Origin of the sequence: Persicobacter diffluens, from assembly GCF_036244895.1 — a bacterium.
Taxonomy (GTDB): domain Bacteria; phylum Bacteroidota; class Bacteroidia; order Cytophagales; family Cyclobacteriaceae; genus Persicobacter; species Persicobacter diffluens.
On record NZ_BQKE01000003.1, the window covers coordinates 767703 to 794148 of the forward strand.

Genomic DNA, 26446 nt, shown 5'->3' on the forward strand with positions numbered 1-26446 from the left:
ATGCACATAACATAGAAAACATTAGATGCGTCTATTCTTCTTACTTTGTTTGAATTCAAAATAAAAATATTGCAAAAACTTTAGCTGTTTTATACTAAAAATTATAAATCCCTCAACTTATTGCACGGACATTAAACGCCCCAATCCTTTCTTCATTTTTTGAATACCGAAGGGTAATTTCCATATCGCTTCCAAATAATATTAGCGATCTACTTTTGTGGCAAATAAGCAATAACGCTTAACACACCACATTTATTAGTAGAATGAATAAAGTTTACAATCTTATGTTGTTCATGACCTTGATGGTTATGGGGAATATGGCTTGGGCGCAAGAGTTAGGCCGCATTAGCGGGCGATTGACGGATGCGCAAAAAAATGAATTATCCTTTGCGCAGATCTATTTGAAAGACACCAAATTCAATACCGTTTCAGATATTTCCGGCAAGTTCTCTATGGGTGGTATTCCGGAAGGAAACTATACCTTAATTGCTCACTATATTGGTTATGAAGATACCGAATTAGCCTGTACGGTCACTGCCGGACAAACCACCACCCTGGAGGTGGCCATGGAAGAAAATGTCATGCAGCTGGATGGCGTAATGGTTTATGGCGACGCTTCCCGCGGTCAGGCCAAAGCATTGAATGAGCAAATGAACTCCATTTCTATTAAAAATGTGGTGTCCTCTGAGCAATTCGGGACCATGCCGGACAGAAATGGTGCGGAAGCGCTACAAAGAATTCCCGGTATTTCGATTGACCGTAACCGCGGTGAGGGGGCAGGGATCCAGATTCGAGGGATTTCTTCCGAATATAACCAAATGCAGGTCAATGGAACGCCAATGCCTGGTGGAGAAGATTCACGTGGAGGTTCACTGGATTTCCTTGCAGCAGATTTGATGGACAATATTGAAGTAAAGAAAACACTTACTCCGGATATGGACGGGGGTGCCATTGGTGGTGCGGTGAACTTTACCATGAAAGATGCACCGGAACAGTTGACCATTAAAGCGTCTACCTCCGGCGGTAAAAACTTCCACGTCGATGAGTATAATGCCGGACATGGATTAGGACTGCAGCAGCACAATATGTTTATTGGAAATCGTTTTTTCGATAACAAATTAGGGGTATTGGTGAATGGATCTTATTACCAAACCAACCGAGGTACCGAACTTAACCAATACCTGATTGATGATGCGGACTCCTTAACCCAAAAGCGTTACAATGATTATGACGTGCACCGGGTAAGATATGGTTATAGCGCCGCCACTGACTACCGCTTTAATGATAACCACGTCATTCGGGCAAGTTATAGCAGAAATCATTATCAGGATCACCGTATCCGCCGAAGAGCAGACTTTAACTTCCGCCGTTTGGATGAAGAGGGTGACCAAATAGATGGTGGAATGATCACTGATTACGACGAAGTAAGAGAAGTACAAAACCGATTGAAGCAAACCCAAATGGATGTATATCAAATCGGCGGAGAGCATAAATTCAATAACGGTTTGGAATTTGACTACAAATACAGCCATATCCGCACCGCTGTTACAGAGCCGGATGGTACCCAATACTATTTCGGAAGAGATTTGAACGTGAATGATATTGCGGGCCTAAATCCCTGGGATTTAATGGCTAAAACACCCATCGCAACAGATGTTCCATTGAGCATGGGCGGCGGTGTAGGCCAAAAACAGGGTGTTCGTATTGATGAAAGTTATAATCTTGAAACCGATAATTCTTTCGTAGCTAATGCCAAAATACCTTTTGATTTTATGGGAAGCAGAACCTTCCTTCAGGGGGGATACAAAATGTGGCATAAATCAAAAGATAAGACAGCTTATCGCCATACGGCAGACCCGACAGAAGATATCAATATTTATGTCCCGGACTTCTTTTATGAAGGCATAACTTTCCGTGATCAGGCATTTCATGATTTACCACTAGGAGAATTTAAAACGACTAATTCCGTACTGAATAATAATTATTATGCGGCGGAAATGATTAATGCCTCCTATTTAATGGCCGATCTTCCTTGGACATCCAAATTCAATACCTTAATTGGTGCACGATTTGAGCACACCACTAACCACTATATCTTTGATGAATATGACGATGGTGAATTTGTGCAAACATTGGATGATCGTTCGTCTTATATGAACATCCTGCCCTCCATTAATGCCGTCTATCGTTTTGACAGCAAAACCAGTTTAAAAGCAGCCGTAACGCAGGGCATCGCACGCCCTTCATTTACCAGCCTTATTCCACGAGAGGTCATTGATGAAGAAGGTCGTACAATGTCCATCTCCAATCCGGACCTGAAGCCTGCTACAGCGACCAACCTGGACATCATTTTCGAGAAATACACTTCCAATATGGGTTATTTCACCGCAGGTGCTTTTGCCAAATTCATTGACGGTCAAATCGTTTCGACCAAGGAATATCATATGGTAGACGGACTACCATGGGAGATCTCTAAACCAGTCAATGCGGATCAGGCCAGACTATTTGGTTTTGAAGTGGCTTATTCCAAAAAATTCATTGACTCCGGTACTCCGGTGATTCAGTGGATGTCCGTAATGGCCAACTACACTTTCACCTGGTCAGAGCAAACCATTATCCGTGACGGTAATTCCATCGACGATGACGGCAACCTGGTAGTGGGAGACCCGATCATCCGTAAGACACGCATGGGTAATTCTCCAAGAGATATATTCAACCTTGGCTTAACCTATGATAATCCAAACAATGGCTTAATGATCTCTTTATCCGGAAACTACCGTGCGCCACTGCTTATTGAAATGGCAGATCGTGAAGAAAGAGATGTCTATTTTTCTCAGCAGTTCCACTTAGATTTATCCGCTGCCTATACCTTCAATAATAACTTTACCGTCTTCACTCAGATGAACAACCTGACGAATCAGATGGAAAGAGAAGTATTTGGAAACCCTTATCAGGCAGGGCATATTTTGCACCAAACCGAACAGTACGGACCAACCATTACGGTGGGTGCTCGTTTTGAATTCTAATCTACCAATTATTATATGGGATCGGGAGGCAGTAAAGACTGTCTCCCATTTTAATTTATGAAAAAAATAATTTTAACAATAGCGACCATCGCTTTAGGAACCATAGCTGTAGCGCAAAGCAATACGGAATTAAAAAGATACCAGGCGCCTGAAGCAAGGCAGGCAGTAGCGGCGGATCAGGACCATTTTTATGTAGTGGATAATGCCCAAATTGTCAAACGCCAAAAAACAGATGGAGCTGAAGTGAGTCGCTGGAATGAAGAGGGCCTTCACCACATGAATTCTGCGGTGATTAAGGATGGCAAGTTATATTGCGCTCACTCCAATTATCCGGAAATCCCCATGCATTCCTCCATTGAAATATTTGATCCAAAGACGATGCAACATATCGATAGCCATAGCTTTGGCATTGAAAATGGTTCTTGTACCTGGATAGATTTTCATGAAGGCCACTATTATGTCATGTTTGCACATTATGCCAATGAGGGTAAAATGCAAACCAATCGAGACGTGAGCTGGACCCAATTAGTAAAATACGATACCGAATGGCGTCGCCTTGAAGGTTGGGTATTACCTCAGGCTTTAGTAGAGCGCGTCACTCCCTACTCTATTTCTGGTGGCATCTTTATGGAAAATGGAAAAATTCTCGCCACCCATCATCATCACGAGGAACTATACATTTTATCCTTTCCTAAAATGGGCTCCGAACTGGTTTGGGAAAAAACCATTCCCTCCCCTATTCGCGGTCAGGGAATTGCTTTTGATGAATCCGATCCCACCATACTCTGGGGCATCAATAAAAAGACCCGGGAGGTGATCAAAACCAAAATTAATTGGTAAACATGAAGCATGAGTATTACTCATGCTTTTTTAATATGCATTTTTATCTTTACTTCAAACAGTATTTTGAAAAATATCCGTTAATCAACGTGCAAACTCCATAAATTTAATAGATATTTGCATCCATCAAAGAATAAATAGACTAAGAGTGCTGATGAAAAAGTTATTATTCTCCTACCTGGGCGCAATGGCGGTAGGATCTTGTATGTTATTTTCTTCTTGTAGTTCCACTTCAAAATTTACCCAGGCCTACCGGGAAAAAATTGAAGCTGCTGGGGGTGATTTAAAAGATATTCAGTTTTATAATAACGAAAAGATTGTGCTACAATCTACCATCTCCTCTACCCAGATGGCCACCGCTAAGGGAAAAATTAAAATAAAAGAGGGTAAAATGGTGGAAACCATCACCATCCCGAAAAAAACTCCCGGTGTTTGCATTCAGGATAATGGCAATTGGGTTTTAATTTCATTCGATACTGATGATAGTCTAAATATTAGATTCTGGGGCGATAAAGCCAAAACCGCCTACAAAATAGCCGATCAGGAAGGTTGGTTGGTTTTTAAAGAAAAAGGCCTTCAGGAAATCAATTATGGCGAAAACCTTTATCAGGTTATGGAAGGCTCCAATGCAGATCTTATGATTAAGCCTGATGAAAAATCTTCTTCTCAAAAAGCCAGTAGAAAAGTAAAAGGTAGAAAATTAATGTAACAATTCAGGGGATGTGCTTCATCCCTTTTTGAATACCCCCTACCTCGCATTATGTTAAATGAATTCCCATTCCTGAAAAAGTGTTCCTTCTGACGTTAATTGTGTTAGTCAAAATCAGCAATAATGGCTTTATTGCACAAAAGACATCGGTATGAGCGAAGGAATAATACATATAAAATCCATCAGTGAATTGCATCAGATCATCCACTATGCACCGGCCAAACACCCTTTGATCACCATTCTGGATCCTTCCCAGGTGGAGATTACCAAGGAAATGGTGGGACAAAAATTCATGTATGATATGTATTATATCGGCCTGAAGGACCGCCGTTGTGGCATGCGCTATGGACGAAAACATTATGATTTTGCCGATGGAGTTTTGGTATTCACAGCACCTCAACAAGTGATGGCCGCCACTGTAGAAATGGGAAAAGTCGCAGGAGAAAGTGGTTGGATGCTGGTGTTCCATCCGGACCTGATCCGTAAATACCCACTCGGGCAAAATATTACCAAGTATAACTTTTTCCATTACGATAATCATGAAGCTCTGCACCTTTCCGATCAGGAAAGGAAAACCCTGACGGATTGTGTCACAAAAATACAGGAAGAAATTGATGGTCGGATAGATGCTCATTCCGAACAGGTATTGGTTAATAATCTCGACTTGATGTTGAGTTACTGCTCGCGTTATTATGACCGGCAATTCAACACGCGGGCGGCAGAAAATTCAGATGTAGTCTCCTCGGTAGAGCATATCCTAAATGATTATTTCGAGCAGGAAAAGATCGCGGAACTAGGGCAACCTACCATCCAATACTGTGCAGAACAAGTCAACCTTTCCCCTAATTATCTGAGTGATTTACTCAAAAAGGAAACGGGAAGAACCGCTAAAGATCACATTAATGATTTTATCATTGAGAAAGCCAAAACAATGCTCCTCAATAGTCGAGACTCTATCAGTGGAATCGCTTACACGCTCGGCTTTAACTACCCCCACTATTTCAGCAGACTCTTTAAAAGTAAAACAGGAATGACCCCTGCTCATTATCGGGATGGCGGCTTGATTTAGCAGAAACCCTCCTCGAAAAGGGCGAGCTTTTCCGCCCCTTATCTTCCCATATAAAAAATCTGCATTTTGCTCTCTAGATAAGTGAACAAACATAAGCTATTAAAGCGAACCCAATTTAATCGTAAAATCTATACTTAGCCTATTTCCCCATCGGGAAACCGTAGTGCAATATATTGGTCCCGATCCTCTGCACTGATTTCTCGAATAACTTTACAGGGATTCCCTGCAGCTACTACATTTTCGGGAAGACTTTTGGTCACCACAGCCCCTGCCCCGATCACCGTATTATCCCCTATCGTCACGCCGGGGCAGATCACCACATGACCACCTATCCACACATTATTTCCCACCTCAATTGCATCCCCATGCTCCCATTCAGCATTTCGTAAATCAGCATCAAGCGGATGGCCCGCGGTATAAATCCCGACATTCGGACCAATAAAAACATGATCCCCAAAAGTTACCGGAGCCACATCCAGAATCACCAAATTAAAATTGGCAAAAAAGTGTTTTCCTATGCGGATTTGATAGCCATAATCACAACGGAAAGGCGGTTCAATAAAGGGAATTTCAGATTCGGGATGCAATAAACTTTTTAATAAGTCTTTCCGTTTTTCTTCCTCCTCGGGCGAAGAGCCATTAAAGGCATGCACCACTTTCCTGGCTGCCAGACGATCAGCTACCAGTTCCCCATCACCTGCTTGATAAGCCAGTCCCTCTTTCATTCTGTTTTTCATATCCCCTTTCATCATTACCGATTTTTATTTCCTTTAGAGCGTGATTAAAAGCCTAAATTCCCAGCGAAAATTTAATTATTGCAGAAGCGACACCCAATTATTAGGAGAGAATAGCATCGCTATCGTTGAAAAATGAATCAAAAGCATTTCCAACAATTCGAATTTGCAGCCGGAGTTGTACTGATAAACACGCACTTATAATATAAACAGATTTAAACCGATTTATGCAACACCAGAGTCAATAAGACTTACGAGGCCTTATTTTCATCGCACGGAAGGTGCAATTCCTGATTATTTTTTCAACCTATTTTAGCCAAAATTGTGGTCTCCACCTTAACCCGCTTCATGGAAAAATAATGGCAAAAGACCACTATCTATTCTTTGTTATCGGCTTGTAACTAAAAGAAGATTTTTAGGTCGTTTAAAAATTTAAAATTCATAATGAAAAATCAATAGGGCGGAAATAGTCCCAATTCACTCCCATTAATTGGAATTAGCGGCTGGATAATACGGGTTTGATAACAAGGTTTTAAGCATGCCTATTTTAGCTACCTAAAGCCCATGGAGAAAAATACCTATCCAGTAACAGATTATCATTTGACTCAAAAAGTATAAATTCAAATGACTATATTAGTCCTTTAATCAATCCCCTTTTCATGGAGAACATCATCCTTATATTTACCACATTCACGGCCGGTCTGCTTTCCTTTAAATCAAAATTCCCTCCCTTGGTCGGTTTTCTAATCGCTGGTTTTATTCTTCATGCCCTGGGCTTTGAAAGCAATGAATATATCCAGTGGATGGCAGATACCGGAGTTACCATTCTTCTTTTCAGTATAGGCCTGAAACTGGACATTAAAATGTTAGTGGGAAAGCAGATTTGGTTAAGTGCACTATTGCATAATTTGGGCAGTACCCTTTATTTTTTCTTAGCCCTCTACGCACTTCAATTTTTCGGACTGCCCATTTTATCCGGAATGCAATACCATCAACTGGCATTAATTGCCTTCGCGCTTTCCTTCTCCAGTACCGTATTCGCCATCAAGGCACTGCAGGAAAAAGGAGGGATGAATGCCATTTATGGCATGCTAGCCATTGGCGTATTGGTGATGCAGGACATATTTGCAGTAATCTTCATGACCATTTCCTCGGGCAAAATGCCGGAAATATGGGCCCTAAGTCTTTTTGTGCTTCCACTGATCCGCCCCCTCCTATATAAAATAATGGATATGGTCGGACACGGAGAATTACTTGTATTATATGGCATCTTTCTCACTTTTGTTCTTGGTGCAGGATTATTTCAGTATGTGGGGCTAAAACCAGATTTAGGAGCATTAATATTAGGAATCCTCATGGCAGAGCATCAAAAGGCCTCAGAATTGTCGAAATCCCTATTCAATTTAAAAGAGCTATTATTGGTTTGCTTTTTCCTTCAAATTGGCTTATCTACAGCGCTTTCCCTGTCTGCCATAATCTTAGCATTTTTATTCATTCTACTACAGCCCATAAAAACAGTATTATACTATACACTTTTTGATTTATTTAAATTCAGAAAGCGAACATCGATATATGCTGCCATAACCCTCACGAATTATAGTGAATTCGGATTAATTGTTGGCGGACTTGGATTAAAACTAGGCTGGCTCCCTGCCGAGATATTAGTGGCCATCGCCCTGGCCGTGTCCATCTCCTTCCTTTTTGCTGCCCCACTGAACCAATACAACGATACTATTTATCTAACGATTAAAAACTTCCTCAAGGAAGGAGAATTATTTAATCAAATGGAAAGGCCCATTTCAATAGGGAATCCCGAAACGCTGATCGTCGGAATGGGACGAATTGGTACCGGTATATATGAGGAAATGAGTCAAAATCAAACGGTAGCGGGAATTGAAATCAATGAAAATTCCATTGAACGGCACAAAAGAAAAGGTAGAAAAGTACATCTGGGAGATGCTGTCAGTCAGGACTTCTGGCAAAGACTGGAAAATCTAAACCAAATTGGCACTGTGCTCCTGGCCATGCCCCATCATGATGCCAACACCCAAGCCACTATCCAACTAAGAAAAATAGGTTACACCGGCAAAATTGCCGCCATTGTAGAATATGAGGACCAAATCGAAAGCCTGCAAAAAGAAGGCGCCAATGCGGTATTTAATGTCTACAGGGAAGCAGGAAAGGGTTTTGCCCACCATGTGAAGGAGCAGTTTGGAGCCCTAAAATCATAGCAGACATAATAAACACTATAGCTGAAAAGCATAGTGATGCCTGCACACTTTGGATGAAAGAAAGATGTCATTACTTATCAGTACTTCAGAGATGTGAGGAATATATAGCCTCCAATTTGCCAGCACAAATAGACCGGTATTATTCACTTCCTAACAGAAAGGAAGGAGGCATTTCAACAGATTAACAATTTTTTTTCAGCAATGTGCCATCATGATGCATATACTCGGACAACCATCCAACTTAAAGCGGTTTAAACGCCAAAATTCGCAGCAAAAATTTGATTATTGCAGAAGCGTTAAAGGATTGTTGTGAGAGAATAGTAATGCTAGTGTTGCGGAATTATCCAAAATAGCTTCCAATAATTCAAATTTGCAGTCAGATGATGCGCTATTAAACATGCGCTTAGGTTTTAAAGGTAAAATTGCCGCCATCGTGGAATAGGAAGATCAGATCGAAAGCCTCAAAAAAGATGGGGCAGATCCGTTTTTAATGTCTATCAGGAAGTTGGAAAAGGTTTTGCACGACTTGCGTAGCAGCTGTTTGGGGCAAAAAATAACCATCAGAAACAGGTTTATTAGCCTTTCTATGCTGCAAGAGCAGGTATAAAATACCTATTTCAATAAATATTTATATCTTTGAGGTGAACTACCTTTAATATGAAAAATCAATCTTTACTTAGCATTTTAATAAGCGCAATGATGCTTATTACTTCCCTCACCATGGCACAGGAAAAAGACAAATTCGTTTCAGAATCTGAATATTTAAAAGATTTTCAATTAGCAGATGATATCTTAATTCCCTATCGCGTTGGGGATCTATTTGGATATTGCGATAAAGATAAAAACATCATCATTAGTCCTCAGTGGACGGATGCATTCCCTTTTAAGCAAGGAGTTGCAGCAGTAGCAAAGACTTTCGATGATGGGCAGTTTTATGCCCTCATAAATCGAAAAGGCGAATTACTGACGGACTATGACTATAAGGAAATCATGCCCTTTGATGAAAACGGACTGGGAAGGGTTTTCGGCAGATCTTTACAATGGGGAGCGTTAAATACCAAAGGAGAAGAGCAAATCCCAATCGGGTTCAGAACGCTTTATTATAAAAGCACCGGCGTTTACATCGCGGAGTATGAAGGTAAGTATGGCATCATTGATGAAAATGCCAAAACCCTCCTTCCTTTTGAATTTGATAAATTGTCTCTTTGCTATGATGGAGATTCTTATAGGGCGGTGAAAAATGGGAAAGTGGGGTATTTGGATAAAGATTTTAGCCCTATTACTGACTTTATTTATACGAGTATTGGACTAGACCCTGGTTTCAGGTCTGGTATGGCTGTCGTCAATCTGGATGGAAAAAATCTGGTGATTAATAACAAAGGAGAAACAATTTTTGATGGAAGTGAATACAAGGATTTAACTGTTGCAGGCGATGATTTAATCGTAGTATCTTTAGATATTTCAAAATCAGTAGACTGGATGGAATTTTATGAAAGCTCAGCTGGTTTATTTAAAATATCTACCAATGAAATGATTATTGACCCCAAAAAAATGAAATATGCAGGAATTGGTTCTCTTTATACCAAACCAGAATTATTTGATGTTTTTGGACTTAAAAGGGGATCAAAGCATGGTATAATAGATAGAAAAGGCAATATTCTATTGGATTCAGAATTTGATAGAATCTACATTACACAAAAAAATAATGGTGTGTTACAACTAATAAAAAAAATAGACCGATCAGTCGATGAATGTGAATTATATTTCATTGAAAATAATCAAAAGTCGACATTCATTCCAGGTAAATTATTTAGTTTTTCTTCAAAAAATAACATCCCTTTTCTAGTTATAAATCATAATAGCAATAACCTTCACGGAATCATTGACTTATTTGGAAAAACTGTCATAGAAAATAAATACCACAAATTACCCGTTGATACACAATTTTTTATTGAGGACGGTTTACTACAGGTATATAAAAATGATAAGCACTATTATGTTAGCTTCAACGGAAATGAATTTGTTCAATAAAAAAAGGCTGTCCATATAATGAGACAGCCTTTTTTTCCCTACTTGCATAAAAATGCTGACTATTAAAACACCCTTAATTAAACATCTCTCCCTCAAATAATTCGCACATCCTATCAGGAATATCAGATGTCGAAAAATTACGTGCTAATATTAGTCCGAGAAGAGATTCAAATTTGGATATAAAGGCATCCCTTACATCCACTTGATACATTAGACCACCATGAACATCACCAAATAATTTCACTTTGGCCCCAAAAGACAAATTGGCGCCAGCAGCAACACCCGCTCCTAATTTTGCATGGACAATCATGGATGGCAAAACGTTGCCGTAATTAAATAAATCTAACTCATTATTTTCCGGTTTAAGGAAAAACTTATTTAATTCTGAGGATTCTCCTTTATCCATCCATTGAATAAACTCCAAAAGAGCCGTTTCTGCGTTTTCACCGACAAATGGTAAAAACTTAACTTGAACAAATCGCTTTAAATCATTAATCACCGACTCCTCCAACTGACCAAAATCCAACTCAAACTCCAAATAAGCATCAAAATTATAAAAGTTTTCTTTATAGTCATTTTTCGTCAATGCCTGCTTCTCCTCCTGCTTTGCACGCGCAACATTGGCCTTAAAGCTTCCTGGCATCCAATTCAACAAATGAATACGCTTTTTATATTTGAGGTGACGGATCAAATCAAAGATTCGCTCAAAGTTCAGGCTACCAATATCCTTGATGGCATCTACCGGAGATTTCCCGCCTAATAATTCTGTCTCAGAGGCCGCTCCTTCATACAGGTCAAAATCACCGGTGACGGTATACAAAACCGTCTCATAGTCCTCTTTGCTGGAATCAAAAATAAACTTCATTCCAAAGCCTCTTTGAAAAATAGGACCCCATCTTCCCAAAATGGACAGATCTGCCTTTGCCATCGCCGCCACCCCTATTTCACAATTGACCGTCATGACTTCCTTCTCGGGAACCATTTGCCCCTCCTCCTCTTTCAATTTCCGTTCCCATTCCACTCCGGCAGAGAGATCTCCACTCAGGAGTACATCTACACCAATATTGGCACTTTTCTTTAAGATATCTTTGAAGGTCTGCTTACGGGTCTTTCCCTTTGAGGGCAAAATCATATCCACCCATCGACCTCCAAAATTGTCTGCCATTCGTTCATCGGCATGAGAACCCTTGGACACAAAAGCATCTGCCCCCTTCTCATTGGAAGCTTGCTTCAAACCCACACTTACATTCGCATTTCCCTGGGCATGGATACCCATCGCGAGCTTTTGTTTGGTCACATAATGCATGGGATTCAACTGAGATCCCGCAAAAGCATCTAAAAACAGGGTCGCCGCCTGTCCTACCATACTATTGTTCATTCCGGAAATCGCAAAAAGAGCGCTCAAAATACCCTCGTTATGAATTGGAAATTCAAACTCCGCCATCCCCAATCCATACCTTTTTACTTCTGCATTGGCCCCGGCTTGTGCGCCAAATGTTGTACCTCCTTTTTTGCCGGTAGAATTACCGATATGAAAACCCGCACTAATTCCCGTATCCAAACCAACGGCTATCTTGTCATATTTACGAAGGGCAATCGTATCCTTATTCTTTCGATAGAAAAAAGTTTCCATTTTTACATCTGCCCCTATGGGAATAGCAAAGGTCGCACCCACTTCTGCGCCATAATAAACGCCAAAACCCTCCGGCCACCATTCATCAACTTTTTCCCCAACAACACTACTGAAAGCATCAATTTGATTTTTTAACTCCTTACGGTAGGAACCTGAATTAACTTTATCCTTTAGGCTGTCAGCATAAATTTTGGTAGGAATCCAAATTAAATATCCTTCATTCAAATGAAAGCGATCGTAATTAATAGTCAGGGATTCTAATAAGTCAAATTGATCCCTCACCACTATCCCCCGGTTTTCAAGATTGGTAGGATTATTCACATACAAAAGGACATTGGCATAGAATCGTCTGTCCTCCTGATCATCCCCTGTCATGAAATACCGGTTCACCAATTGCTCCACACTTTCGCCCGCTTTAATTTTGTATAGCTTCGCGCCTGTCCCCGGCATCGGTGTGTTGGTCGCCAAATGTGTGACATTCACATACCCCTCCTGTTGGTCATGAATGACTTTCGCCCAATCATTAGGCATAACATCAACCACAAACACCTCATCCCCAAATTCCAGTGTTTTGATTTTCCCTTCTCCTTCTGATTGATAAAAACCGGTACCCGCACTCACTTTGACAGCCGACCGGTTATTGATGATCCGATAGGTTTTTACCTCTACCTCATTTAATAGCTGTGACACTAAATCTGCCTCCACATAGCCCCTTTGGAGTTCCCCTCCATAATTAAATTGCACCCAGGCCCAATCCTCGGTAATCCCTAATAGACTTACTTCGAATTCATTTTTCCCCATTTGATTCAGGTCGAAAATGACCGATCCCCCGGGCTGCCTTCTAAGTACATTTCTGGAGGGATTTTCTAACGACAAGAATATAAATTGCTTATACTCGGAAACATCATGCTCTGAGGAAACACGCTCGTAAGCCGCTTGATAAGCTGTTTGTTGATCCTCCTCAGAATGATAATCTAAATCTGGCCGGTCAAGAAATATATGAGACATACCTATGGGGTTATAAAAACAATGATTTACTTTTTCATTAATTCGTCGGAGACTCTTTTTATATCTCCAAGTCCGACCGAAAAATTATTCTTTCGAATCGCCTGCAAGGCGAGGGTTTGAATAATTTGGACAATCATGGCCGCGGTAAAAGGTTTGGTCGTGACCAGCATTTTGAAGTTAAGAGAAGCATCCGCTTTGAGCTGTTCAGGCCAAAGCATCTTCCACAATGCCAGTCCCTGTGCTGGTTTTGGAACTCCAAAATAAATACTGGATTGAAATCTCCTCGCAAAAGCCTCATCCAAATTGGCTTTCAAATTGGTGGCTAAAATAATGATGCCATTATAATTTTCGATAGCTTGTAAAAGATAGGCGATCAACTGATTATGATGCTGATCATTGCTGTTTTGAGCATCTTTAGCACGACTACCAAATAGCGCATCTCCTTCATCAAAAAAAAGAATATATCCTTTATCTTCAGATTTATTCAACAGCCGGGCAATATTTTCTTCGGTCTCCCCAATATATTTTGATATCACAGCAGAAAGATCTACCCGATAGACATCTCGCCCCAGTGCTTTGCCCAGGAGGGTCGCTGTTAAAGATTTTCCGGTACCGGAAGGACCATAAAAAATAGCACGATATCCCGCTTTTATATGTTTACCCAAGCCCCATTCCTCCGCTAGCGTTTCATGAAGATTGATCGCATCCCGCATTTCACTGATTTTCTCGGCAGTGGTGTCATTTAAAATCAAATCCTCCCACTCCATTTTGGTCTGCAATAAATGCGCTGGAAATTCCGGCGAATATTTTGGCTTTCGGATGGCATTGAACAGGAAACAGTCCACATAATCCGCATTTAACCGCAACTCACCATCAAATTGAGAACCCGTAGATTTAGATTTTACGATATCTAAAACCCCTTTTCGAAAAAAGAAATGTTCCGCTTCAAAATAACGACAAACCCTTAGCCGCCTGGATAAATCCGTCCCCGCAATCAATTGCAAGGCAGTTTCTGCGGTAGGTAATACCTGAGCCTTGGAGGCCGATTGAATCAATCGAAATTGGGCTAATTTCCCCTGATCGTCTAATAACTGATCCATAATATCCGGGCGGACATGAGGGGCTAAAGCCAAAATCATCACCAGTCGCTCCTCTGCAGACAAATGATGTTCCCTAATAAAATCAACATACAAACCCTCTCCCTCACAGGGCGTGGCTTCGAAGCCCAAATGGGGAAGTCCCGATTTTAAAGCCAACTTTCGTTGTGCAATACACCGTTCTAACCACGCTAATTCGCTGGTTATAAAATCCGTTGTTGTTGTCGTTACCATCTATCTACATTCAAAATTGTATGCCATTTTTTGCCTATGATTAAAATCATGGACAAAGAAAATTTTCCTAATGTCCTGTTCCTTTTTCTCTCTCTTCTCCGTTCGTTGTGTTACAGCGAGCCGTGCGAGCATCACTACGACCAACCACAACACTTTATAATTCCACGGACTAGGTCGTAGTCACCGCTGGAATTATTAAACTAAACCGTCAAACGCCGTGGGCGAAGACTACGACCTAGATTAACCTTTTTGCCCACGATTAAAATCATGGGCAAAGAAATCCTCTTCCCTGATCGTAGTGTTACAGCGAGCCGTGCGAGCATCACTGCGACCAACCACTACACTTTTTAATTCCACGGACTAGGTCGTTTCGCCGCTGGAATTTCCAAACTAAACCGTCAAATGCCGTGGGCGAAGACTACGACCAGTATTTTGTCTTATGCCTGGTCGTAGTGTTACAGTGAGCCGTGCGAGCATCACTACGACCAACCACTAAATTTTTTCATTCCATGGACTCGGTCGTAGTCGCCGCGAGACTTTCCCACTAAACCGTTGAGTTCCGCAAGCGAAGACTACGACCAGTGTTTTGTCATATGCCTGGTCGTAGTGTTTCAGCGAGCCGTGCGAGCATCACTACGACCAACCACTGAATTTTTTCATTCCATGGACTCGGTCGTAGTCGCCGCGAGACTTTCCCACTAAACCGTTGAGTTCCGCAAGCGAAGACTACGACCAGTGTTTTGTCATATGCCTGGTCGTAGTGTTACAGCGAGCCGTGCGAGCATCACTACGACCAACCACAACACTTTATAATTCCACGGACTAGGTCGTAGTCACCGCTGGAATTATTAAACTAAACCGCCAATCGCCGTGGGCGAAGACTACGACCAGTGTTTTGTCTTATGCCTGGTCGTAGTGTTACAGCGAGCCGTGCGAGCATCACTACGACCAACCACAACACTTTATAATTCCATGGACTCGGTCGTTTCGCCGCTGGAATTTCCAAACTAAACCGTCAAACACCGTGGGCGAAGACTACGACCAGTATTTTGTCTTATGCCTGGTCGTAGTGTTACAGCGAGCCGTGCGAGCATCACTACGACCAACCACTGAATTTTTTCATTCCATGGACTCGGTCGTAGTCGCCGCGAGACTTTCCCACTAAACCGTTGAGTTCCGCAAGCGAAGACTACGACCAGTATTTTGTCTTATGCCTGGTCGTAGTGTTACAGCGAGCCGTGCGAGCATCACTACGACCAACCACTACACTATATAATTCCATGGACTCGGTCGTAGTCGCCGCTGGACTGCCCTACTAAACAGCTGAGTTCCGCAAGCGAAGACTACGACCAGTGTTTAGCCATGCGAGCATCACTACGACCAACCACAACACTTTATAATTCCATGGCCTCGGTCGTAGTCACCGCTGGCCTGCCCTACTAAACAGCTGAGTTCCGCAAGCGAAGACTACGACCAGTGTTTAGATCACTACGACCAACCACTACACTATATAATTCCATGGACTCGGTCGTAGTCGCCGCTGGACTGCCCTACTAAACAGCTGAGTTCCGCAAGCGAAGACTACGACCAGTGTTTAGATCACTACGACCAACCACAACACTTTATAATCCCATGGACTTAGGTCGTTTCGCCGCTGGAATTTCCAAACTAAACCGTCAAACGCCGTGGGCGAAGACTACGACCAGTGTTTAGATCACTACGACCAACCACAACACTTTATAATCCAATGGACTCGGTCGTTTCACCGCTGGAATTTCCAAACTAAACCGTCAAACACCGTGGGCGAAGACTACGACCAGTGGTAACTTTCATACTAAACCGCCAAACGCCAAATACCAAAACTACGACCACCGTTTAGACCGTTGCTTTGGAAATATACAAAAAGCTACTTCAACACGCCCTCCTGATCCAGGGCATACACAGCCATTTTAGTATTGGCATTTTCATTTTTATTATCAAAGTTGATGGTCGCCAAAAAGCCGGGGCCACTGGAACGGTAAAATAATTTATTGGCTTTATCCTGCCAATCCGATCCATATTGTTGTTCCCAAATAAGCTCAAAAGAAGCATCAAACTTCTGAATCACGCAATCCGTATCGCGGGCGTCTACCACCGCACTGCTCAGGACAAAATAAAATCCCTGCGGATCCAATAATAAATCTGCGGCTGTGGAAGGATAATCTTGGGGCAATTCCGTTTTATGAGAATATTTTCCCTCCTCACTAAAATTCAAAATCACCTTTTGCGCCTCATTTCCTACGCCCTGCGTTGCCAGTACACGAATAAGGGCGCCTTCCCAGGAAATCGCCACAGCATTTAAGACCGGTTGATCACGCAGGGTTTGGCTCCATGCCACCAGACCATCCGTATTCAATTGCACAATACGAACGGTCAGCCTTCCCTCGGAGATCACATTTCCCAACACCTGATAACCATCGGCCACCTCTCGCATGCCAATAATTTGATCAAAAGGCTGCAATTGACTATACATATGTGTCCATTGCACCTCCTCTGCGCTATTCAACAACATATACAAGGAGCCCTCATGCGTCTCATTGGCATTACGAAAATTGCCTGCAATGAAGGTACCCCCATTGGCCGTTTGAATAACATTTTGTCCCCAGCTATCCGCGGTGGAAACCACCGGAAAGCCTGCCGCTTCCATCGCGCCGGAACTACTGTTCATTTGCCATAATGCCAGATGACTTTGACCACTATCATCCACCACTTTACCGGTGGCCAACATCTTTCCATCCACCAGGGTCCAGTTGGCCATCTCTTGCTGACTACTATCTCCCCAGATATAATCCCAGGTAGCGACCCCATACTGATCCAGCTTACTCCAGAAAATTTTATCCCCATCGGAGAGATTACCGGCCAAATAGATCTCCGAGGCCGCATTGGTCTGCAGGGCAACAGCTTCATCATGACCGTTATTGCCCAGTATCCGCATAAAGAAGGCTGATTCGGGAAGTTCCAACTGTTCCCCGCAGGCCATTAAAGCTAACAGAAGCGAGAAGGAAAGGGTATTAAATATTTTATTCATTTCCTGCAAATATTTTTCGTGCAATAGACTTCAATTATTTTTTGCCTGAATAACACGAATTAAACAAATGAAATTAATTACTATTTATTCAAAATACTGTGACTATCGTGGACGCTGGAAAAAAATAAATCCAGGCTATTTTTTTGATCAAGCCCTATTCGCTCCAATTAGCAAACGCTCCATCAGCAAAATAATACTGTAAAAATGACTGATCACTTAGAGCGTGTTTAAAGACAATATTCGCAGCGAAAATTTGATTATTGCAGCAGAGAAACGTAATTATTTGGATAAAATAGCAGCGCTAATGTTGAGAAATTATCCAAAATCACTCCCTTTAATTCGAATTTACCGCCGGAGAATACGCTTTTAAAAACGCGCTAAAACAACAAATGGCCAAAGAAGGCGATCGAAGAAAACTATCGTACCAACTTCGGCTTATAGACCGGAAGATAATAAGCAAATTTCAACCAAATATTATGTCGCCGATAATCCGAATCTAAATAACCATATTCGTAAATGAGTTTGGTATTATCATATCGGCCATCCGGATTATTTTCTAACAGCATTCCATAGGAAAAGCCCAGTTCTGCCGAGAGCCAACCATTTCCTAAAATATTCTTCTTTCTAAAACCAACACTGGCATCCAAAGAGGCATTGTGCATATTGCGCATACTGCCAATATCAATGCCCGCCTGTTCAATTTTTGAATTAATATTCCCTAACTGATCATCCCGGGAAGCATTCGCAGAATTAATAAAATTGAACATATAACTTCCCCCCGCTCTTAGAAAGACTTGCTGTTCGCGTGGCCCAAAAACGTACTGCAGGTGTAACGGCAGTAAAATACTGCTTTGGCTCTGGCTAAAATCAAGGGTAGAATACCCCTGATAATCTCCGCTGATATTAAATCTATCCTTCTGTTGATATAAAAACTGACTATATTGATAGCCCAAGCCGGAATGCAGCGCCCATTTTTCATTCAGATAATATTCAAAAGCCACTTGTACATTCAAGCCATAAAGCTGGGAAAACTCTCCTCTTTCCTGCTCCGAATCTGAGGATAAGCTATGAAACTGATCCCGCTGGATAAAACCGGACAAAAAGCCGGCCTCCACTCCCCAGACCAAAACCGGTCGGGTTCGAAAACGATTATAGATATGAATAAATTCCGGTGGATCAATAGCCGCGTTAATTTTATATTCCGGATTTAATGTTAAAAAACGCAACATATATTCCTCTGCCTTTTCCTGTTCATTATTATATAAACTGGAAAGACATAATAATTTATTCGCCTCAATTTCCTGGGCACCGGTAAAGCCCCCATTTTTCAGGCAGGGCGCCAACATCGGGGCGACCTTCTCCAATCGACCGGCATTAAACTCATTCCGGGCATCTAACAAGCGGTTGGCGCAATCCTTAGATTGCCCAAAAGCACTCCAACTGCTCCATAGCAATATGGGAACCAATAGCAGTCTTTTAATCATAGGTATACATTTTAGCGTATGCTAATATTTTAAAAACAATATGTAAATATCTTAAATAAATTCAATTTAAAAAACATAAAGGTCAAAAACGAAAAAGTGGCCCGGAAATAACTCCCGGGCCCAAAATCCATTTTACAACCGTAATCACTGACATCAGATGCGATCGCTAATGCGCAACCATCATCCGTTTTGAGGTCAGTACTTTTCCATCTTTCATTAACATCAGGACATAAACGCCATCCGCTAAATCTTCTATATCAAATTTTTGCGCTGCATGGGCCGGAAATTGGAAATCTCCATCCGCTACGCGAACACCCGCAGTCGTATACAAGGCCCAGCTATCTGCCTGTCCCTCCGATGGCCACTGTAAAACAAAACGACCATCGTTCGGATTAGGGAATAAACGCAAAGCCTTGGCCAACTCCTCTGCATCGGTTGGGGCTTCCGGAATCAGATAAGCCGGAATATCAAAAGTGGCCGCCTGGTAAATCTCATCCGTCTGCATGCCCTGCACCAATACCACCAGCTGCACCCCATCGGCATAAGCCCAGGCCACATCCGGAATCCAGTTCACCGAACCTTCCCAGCGACCATTCTGCTGCTCGGAGGCCAATTCGGCAAGGCTGACTTTCTGCCCGGTAGCATCAGGAAGCATCTGTCGAACGATCTGCTCATATCGCTCTCCTCCCGGCAATTGAAAATCTTTGGCTACCAATAAGGTATGCACCAATAAAAATTCCTCTTCTTCCTGAAAGCTCAAAGCGGTTTGCTCAAAGCCTAAATTGATTTGAAGCTGATTATTCGGAAGTAGTTCAAAATCACCTTCCTCTATTTCATCTATCACCACCCTGGCTTTTTGAAGCTTCCGCTGACTCACCGCCAGAGGTCCCCAGCTTTTGGACCACACTTCATCCTCATACCAGCGGCCATCCACCATCGCACGCTCCGGCTTCGGAATGCTATAATGCAATCCTCTGGCACTGGCAGGCTTCCAGGAATAATCCCACAAATTGTTTTCACTTTCATTCAAAAGCTGGAAAGGATATTGCAAAAGCACCATCTCTTCCGGCGATTGTTGCGCCGTCTGTTTAATGGCCTCCGTTTCTTCCTTACCGTACAAATCATGTATAAAATGCTCGGTCACCACCATATGATTTCGGGAAGAAATCGCTACATCCTCAATCACCACACCCGTGAATCCGGCTGATGCATCCACCTCCGCATTGGAGGCAAACCACAAACGGAAACGCACGCGGCCATCACCATCATCGGCCAATGCCGCCTGCTTCACTACGTCCAGTGGAATGCGGGCATACAGGTCTTCGGTAATGCCGGACCAGCCCTCCTTCTTATTATCTGCGGCCTGTGGCAAACTCAATACCGTCTGATGGCTAAACCAGTCAATACCAGCCTCTACCTCCCCGACCGTATACCAATTTTCACCTTCATCCGTCGTAAAGCGCAAAGACAATCCATCAACCCCGCTAGCACTATTCAACTGCATGTGAAGGGCCAACATCGGCAGATCCAAATTCGACAGGTCAAAAGTTGGACTTTCCACCCAGGAATTCTCCGCGGCATAATAGGTATGCTCCTGTGATCCATGGGAACCCATATTGGTTTGCCAACGCGCCTCCGCAATGCTCCAGGAACTTAAACTATCCGGCGTATCCCATTGGCCGGAGTGCAGCCAACCAACGTTACCTTCACTGAAATCGGTAAAGTAACCATTTTCACGTGTCGGACTGGAAAGTGGGAATATGGGGATGGTAAACTGCACGGTGTCCAGACAACCCACCACTTGAGACTTAACAATTAATCTCACATCATAAGTTCCCGCATCAAGATAGTTTGGATATTCGAACTCGTTATTATCGAAATAAGTAATAGTCTCTCCATTTCCAAAATCCCACTCCCAACTTTCTATTTTTCGTAGCATAGTGGTATTGGCAATTTCAGAAGCATCAATAAAAATAGTTGGGCTGGTTAAAGTCATATTTTTATATGAAAAATCAGCCACTGGATTAGCTCCTAATTCCACCGTTGTGGAGTAGCTCGTACTACAACCAAATTCCGATTCTGCAAGTAAAGTGACCTCATAAGCATTGGGAACCAAATAAGTATGTTTAGGCTCTTTGTAAGTTCCTGAGGTGTTAAACTCGGAACCTTCTCCCCCAACTTCATCCTCAATTCCTTTTCCAGCAGTATCATTATCGGCAAAATAACCACTTCCAAAATCCCAGCTATAGCGCACAATTTCACCCCCAAAGTCAACCCCATCATATTCTGGAATTTCAGATAAATTCTTGAATTCAAAAGGTTTATCATCATTTACACATAAGTAAGGAGAATCATTCACAAGCGTGAATTCCGTATGAGGAACGGCCTTAACTTTGACAGGTGTTTGAGTAGAAGCGTAACAACCATGTTCATCTTCTATGAAAAAAGTAACCTCAAAATGGCCCACCTCAGTGGTATAAAACTTTTTAGCTTCATTTCCGGGAGAAAGGAGGCCTTCGACTACAGTCCCCAGATGGTCTTTCACTTCATATTGAATATCCGCTAAATCACCCCAAGGTATTTCATTATTTAAATAGTCAGTAGCCATTGTATTTAATTCCACTGTACCATTCTCATCCAAACAATAATTATCGGTAATGTGATCCATCAGCGCTATAGGGCTTTGATAAATATTGAAATCAAATGTATGGATAACAGCACACTCACCGAAAGTAGCGTCAATGTTTTTAGTATGCGTCGTTATTTCCAATTCGTATTCCCCACCTCTGATCGGAGCTATCACCACACTATCATCTTCTATATAAACTAAATCATTAAATATTTCGCCCGTAACTTTCTCAATGATTTTAAAAGTATAATATCCAATATTGGCAGGCTGTTCCTCATCATTCAAAAATAAGGAGGGCGCCGTTTTCCATACCTCGGTATTGATACAAAGTTTTTTCAAAGACTCCCCACTTTCCTCATAATAGGGAAGTGTCACGACGATATTATCATATCGAAGAGAAGCTTCATTTGAATTAACCAAAGCCGATTCCCCAAAACCGGTTTCCTGAAAACTTACTTTAATATCGAACACTCCTTTTTCCGGTGGCGTCAAAACAGTACTCTCATTTAAAGGTATCCACTCGGAATTGGACGTTAAGCGATAAGAAAACAGGAAGGCTCCTTCAATTTCTGCCTTTTCATATGGATAATTCAAAGTAGTGATGTCCAATAAATCAATGGAAACCTCATCTGGACACATATAATGATCCGCTATTACTACTTCAGGAAGTCGATAAAAAATGAAACTTTCCGTTTGCCCATTATAGTCACAACTAAAGGTTTCCTGACTACCATCAGCCACCTGATCTCTTTGCAACTGCCATTGGATCCCGTAATAACCGGATTCCAAAATCTCATAGTTCGAGAAATGCAATTCATGCGTACCCACCCTATCGACTTCATTTCCGTCTAGAAAAATGATCGCCTCAAGAATATCATTAGCCATGAGGGTGAAGTCTACCGGTAAAAAATCATTCAAATTCACCATAGGTTCCTCCCCATAAGGAATATAGTAATCTTCTGCCTGAGGCTGAAGATTTATTTCCGGAGTGGAATTGATATTTACCGAAAGTACCGGATTATCCACACCATCACCACAGCCTCCAATATAACTCACTTCTAAAGCCTGAGATCCGGGAACCGTTGCCAATAAAAAGATATCATTACCGGGTCGATCCTCATCTCTTTCCCCACCGTTATAATACCAATTCACATCAAAAGCCGCATTTGGGACCTGGAAAGGCAAAGTTTCCTCTCCACGACAATAATTCAAAGTGATCGCATTGTCATCATCCGCACTATAAACACGTCCATCATATGCCAAGGTTGGCCTAAATGCACCCGCTGAAACAGAAATGATCATTTCATAGGTATCGGAACAGCCTCCCTGATCAAAGTCAATCTCCACCTGTACCTGATTCACCCCCTCACTAAAATCCAATTCAGAAAAATCAAGCTTATAAATGGTAGTATTCGAAGTATTTTCATCATCCGGATTAGCAATTGCAACTATTTCCCCATCAACAGTTGTCCGGATATCGGTAATATTCATGAATCTATTGAATACCCATAGTGGTTTCTGAGTACTGCAATAACCTGTTGGCAAGAATGAAAAATCGATATCCTGAGTTGCTCCAATTTTTAAATCCGTTTTTACACCGTCCAGCACAAAAGAAAAATCTAGGGAGTCCGCATAATTCAGGACATTTAACTTTACCGGTCTTCTGACAAAAGTTAAGGTATCTGATGGATTACTAGGTGGTACTCCAAAAAAGAAAAGATCCTCCGTCCCATCCAACCTACTTCTAACATAACCAAGTGTTCTTGACTCAAGAAGCACATCTAGTTGAATATCCACATAGTCTTTATAACGATAAGAAAGCTCAAATCCGTTTTTTCTAAAGCCCTCCTTTATTTCAGCTTGTATATCCCGGGTAGAAATCAGGCTGTTGATTCTGCTCCGTAAATTATTCATGGCGTGCGTTCTGGCCTTTTGCATATAAGAGGCACTGGCAGCCTGTCGATCATAATCCTGCATGACCCAATCCAGTATCTGGTCTGCATTCAGCGTGATCTGATCCGGCTGGGGAAGGGCATCCACCTCTTCCTTGATTAATTGGTATTCATCACTAGCGGAGTAACAAATAAAATTATTTGCATAAAGATCCGAAATAACACGCATGGTCACTGTAGCAGAGGCCGAACATCCTGTACTACTATTAACTGCAGTAAGCACCACCTCTACTAAATCACTTCCAGTCTCCCCATTCACCAGAGAGGGCCGGAAGTAAAAATCATCCTCTCTTTTCACCACACCTTCTCCATCTGCCAATAATAAAATGTCAGTACCAAAAGAAGGAGTTTCGGTTAAAAAGAACTCATCAAATAAAGGATATTCGGTATTATCGGTGTTATTAAACTGATGCTCCTCAATAGCATTAGCTTCCAAAGCTGGACTCTCATTAATCGTTAAGGGGTAAGGATTACCCACAAAACAAGATTTACCGTGGTCATCATTAATATCTAACCGATGAGCGATCCGCAATTGGTATTCCCCTGCATCTAAACTGGTGGTAATGGGAAAATCAGTGCTTTCGATATACTGCTCAGCCACAAAGTTATTTTCGTTATCCCAAATCTCTAACCAAAAATATTCATCACTACGATTCAATACATTAACCTGCACCGGTTCCCCTACACAGGAAGGGTTGGGGAAATAGTTGATATAGCAGTAAGGTCGGAAAAAAGAGATTTGATGAACATCGCTTACCGCGAGTTCTGATGTCCCATTTGTATCCCTTTGAAAAAGTTTAAAAATGCCCTGGCTTGGTACAACTTCCGCTGTACCGGTATATTTTATTGAAAGGCTTCCAATCTTAAAAGCCCCTCTTCCAGCACTTTCTCCCCCTCTATTGTGCCTTATTTCTAGCGTGCGATTATTATTAATATAAGCATAATCATTCCCTCCAGAGATATCGGTGCTCTGCCAATCACCATTATCTTTTTGAACCTCCAGACCTGGATCCACGTTCCGATTCGAAAATATATAACCATCAGGTAATTGGATCTGATAACTATTGGCCTTCATAAATGCTGTATTTGAAGCACCTTGCAACACCACATCCGAAATGGTATACTCATGACAACCTAAAATATTTAAATTCTGCCCAGCATCTATCGTATAGCTTGCATCAATGGCACGGAAAGTAAATGTGGTGGTAGTACTCTCATTCTTTCCGGTATAATTCACAGAAACATCTAATGTAACGTCAGCAGTGGTAGGCTTAAAGGGAAATCCAAATATTTTATTCGTGTTTTCATCAAAAAACAACCAATCAACGTTATCGATGGAGGCATCAACCGCAAATTCTGGAATAAGGTCTTGATTTGAAAAATCACAATCATTTTCAGCATCCAGATAAATTTCGAAATAATTTTGAATAATAAGGGTATGGTCTGACTCAGTGGTAATCTCAGGGGTATAGACATAATCCAATTGCCCTGCCGAGGATTGAGTTTGATCATTAGGCGCAACGACTTCCATAGAAAGCCCCTCCAGTACAGAGCCCTGCCCTTCACAAGTTCGGTAATATTCAATATCTTCAATCACCTCATTCATCTTTGCAACAGGTGCAGGATTTGTAGCGGTTAAGGTCCAATTATTACCATCTTGAGTAAGAGAAATTCCATATTCATTGGAGCCCGAATAAGTAAATTGATGGCCATTGGTGGTATTGAACTGACCATTGATATTTACCTTGCTAACCAAATGCCTGGAAGTGTCGGCGCTATAGGCTAAAAAATTAAATCCTTTAAAATGAGTCTCAGCACCCGTGGCATCAGTGGGTACTGCCTGGTTCATTCCGGTGGGTAAATCACTGAGGTTGTAGAGGTTCTGCCCGGACAGGTCTTCAACCGAAAAATACATCCACTCTTTTCCTAGTGAATTCCAATTAGAACCTTTTTTCTGTAAACCTTCAATCTCAATCGCGTACCTTTTTACTGGACTAGCACTTTCAGTAAAGAAAGCAACAAGCTCCCCTTGCATTTGAGGATAAAGCCACTCATCCCCAATTTGTAACGTTTGCCACCCAATGGTAATATCAAATAATTTTAAGGCTGTTTGCGCATTAGTAAACTCCGGAGAAAACGATAAAATGCGATATTTTTTATCGTCCCCACTGGGATTCCCGGAATAAGTAAAATCAAAAGGATCTTGAAAGGAAGCGGCCGCACCTTGGTGAACGGAGTGATAAGTGGGTGAATCCGCACCAATTGTAACCGTCAATTTTCCGGTAGAAGGATTGATAGTAACAACATCATCTCCGATGTAATCCACTTTCAAAGAGAATTCAAAAGAATCTCCTGGGTTTACATTTTCATTTAAGGTAGAAACGGAAATATTACCCTCCCTGATATCCCTTTCTAACCATTGTCCATCTGTTGTTATTTTTGACCAAGAATTATTGGTCCTTTTATATAAATCAATATCCGGTAAAGGGGCTAAGAGAGTATATTTGAAGCTATCAAGATATTCATTTTCTACCGGCTTCAATAAATTGCTATCAAAAATATGAACGTCATTTTCATTAATATTAACAATGCTATAATCCTTAATGATCTTCGCATTGCTCTGAAAAGAATATTGAGCAAAACAATGATCAAGTATAAAAAAACACAAGATAAGATTCAAAAATACTCTTTTTTTCATATCC

Annotated in this window: 12 protein-coding genes; 6 read left to right on the top strand and 6 right to left on the bottom strand. The window is 41.7% G+C overall.

Features of this window, described 5'->3' with window-relative positions:
* Window positions 1-263 precede the first annotated feature (263 nt).
* The 4 genes from AAA970_RS22335 (at window position 264) to AAA970_RS22350 (ending at window position 5644) form a co-directional block, all read left to right on the top strand.
* A complete protein-coding gene (locus tag AAA970_RS22335; protein ID WP_338239095.1) occupies window positions 264-3026 on the top strand; it encodes a TonB-dependent receptor in 2763 nt (920 codons plus the stop codon).
* A gap of 57 nt (window positions 3027-3083) precedes the next feature.
* On the top strand, window positions 3084-3866 hold the full coding sequence (locus tag AAA970_RS22340; RefSeq protein ID WP_338239096.1) for a hypothetical protein: 783 nt from the start codon (window positions 3084-3086) through the stop codon (window positions 3864-3866).
* Between the two features lie 154 nt (window positions 3867-4020).
* On the top strand, window positions 4021-4575 hold the full coding sequence (locus tag AAA970_RS22345) for a hypothetical protein (protein WP_338239097.1): 555 nt from the start codon (window positions 4021-4023) through the stop codon (window positions 4573-4575).
* A gap of 151 nt (window positions 4576-4726) precedes the next feature.
* Window positions 4727-5644 carry a helix-turn-helix domain-containing protein gene (locus AAA970_RS22350; RefSeq protein ID WP_338239098.1) on the top strand — a complete coding sequence of 306 codons (918 nt, stop codon included), beginning with the start codon at window positions 4727-4729 and terminating at the stop codon, window positions 5642-5644.
* 134 nt (window positions 5645-5778) lie between these two features.
* Here AAA970_RS22350 and AAA970_RS22355 read toward each other — a convergent pair whose 3' ends face one another.
* Window positions 5779-6381: a sugar O-acetyltransferase gene (locus tag AAA970_RS22355; RefSeq protein WP_338239099.1), complete on the bottom strand. Its 603-nt coding sequence runs from the start codon at window positions 6379-6381 to the stop codon at window positions 5779-5781.
* A 656-nt stretch (window positions 6382-7037) separates the two neighbouring features.
* Here AAA970_RS22355 and AAA970_RS22360 point away from each other — a divergent pair.
* Both AAA970_RS22360 and AAA970_RS22365 read left to right on the top strand, forming a co-directional pair.
* Complete coding sequence (locus AAA970_RS22360; protein WP_338239100.1) at window positions 7038-8609, top strand: cation:proton antiporter domain-containing protein; 1572 nt, start codon at window positions 7038-7040, stop codon at window positions 8607-8609.
* Window positions 8610-9266: 657 nt separating this feature from the next.
* Window positions 9267-10640: a WG repeat-containing protein gene (locus tag AAA970_RS22365; protein ID WP_338239101.1), complete on the top strand. Its 1374-nt coding sequence runs from the start codon at window positions 9267-9269 to the stop codon at window positions 10638-10640.
* A gap of 73 nt (window positions 10641-10713) precedes the next feature.
* Here AAA970_RS22365 and AAA970_RS22370 read toward each other — a convergent pair whose 3' ends face one another.
* The 5 genes from AAA970_RS22370 to AAA970_RS22390 form a co-directional block, all read right to left on the bottom strand.
* Window positions 10714-13281 carry a hypothetical protein gene (locus tag AAA970_RS22370; RefSeq protein WP_338239102.1) on the bottom strand — a complete coding sequence of 856 codons (2568 nt, stop codon included), beginning with the start codon at window positions 13279-13281 and terminating at the stop codon, window positions 10714-10716.
* Between the two features lie 26 nt (window positions 13282-13307).
* Window positions 13308-14612, bottom strand: coding sequence for an ATP-binding protein (locus AAA970_RS22375; RefSeq protein ID WP_338239103.1), 1305 nt, complete (start codon window positions 14610-14612; stop codon window positions 13308-13310).
* A gap of 1906 nt (window positions 14613-16518) precedes the next feature.
* Window positions 16519-17679: a hypothetical protein gene (locus AAA970_RS22380; RefSeq protein ID WP_338239104.1), complete on the bottom strand. Its 1161-nt coding sequence runs from the start codon at window positions 17677-17679 to the stop codon at window positions 16519-16521.
* Window positions 17680-18095: 416 nt separating this feature from the next.
* On the bottom strand, window positions 18096-19163 hold the full coding sequence (locus AAA970_RS22385; protein ID WP_338239105.1) for an outer membrane beta-barrel protein: 1068 nt from the start codon (window positions 19161-19163) through the stop codon (window positions 18096-18098).
* Between the two features lie 166 nt (window positions 19164-19329).
* Entirely contained in the window at window positions 19330-26442 is a 7113-nt protein-coding gene (locus AAA970_RS22390) for a PKD domain-containing protein (RefSeq protein WP_338239106.1), read from the bottom strand.
* Between the last annotated feature and the right edge of the window lie 4 nt (window positions 26443-26446).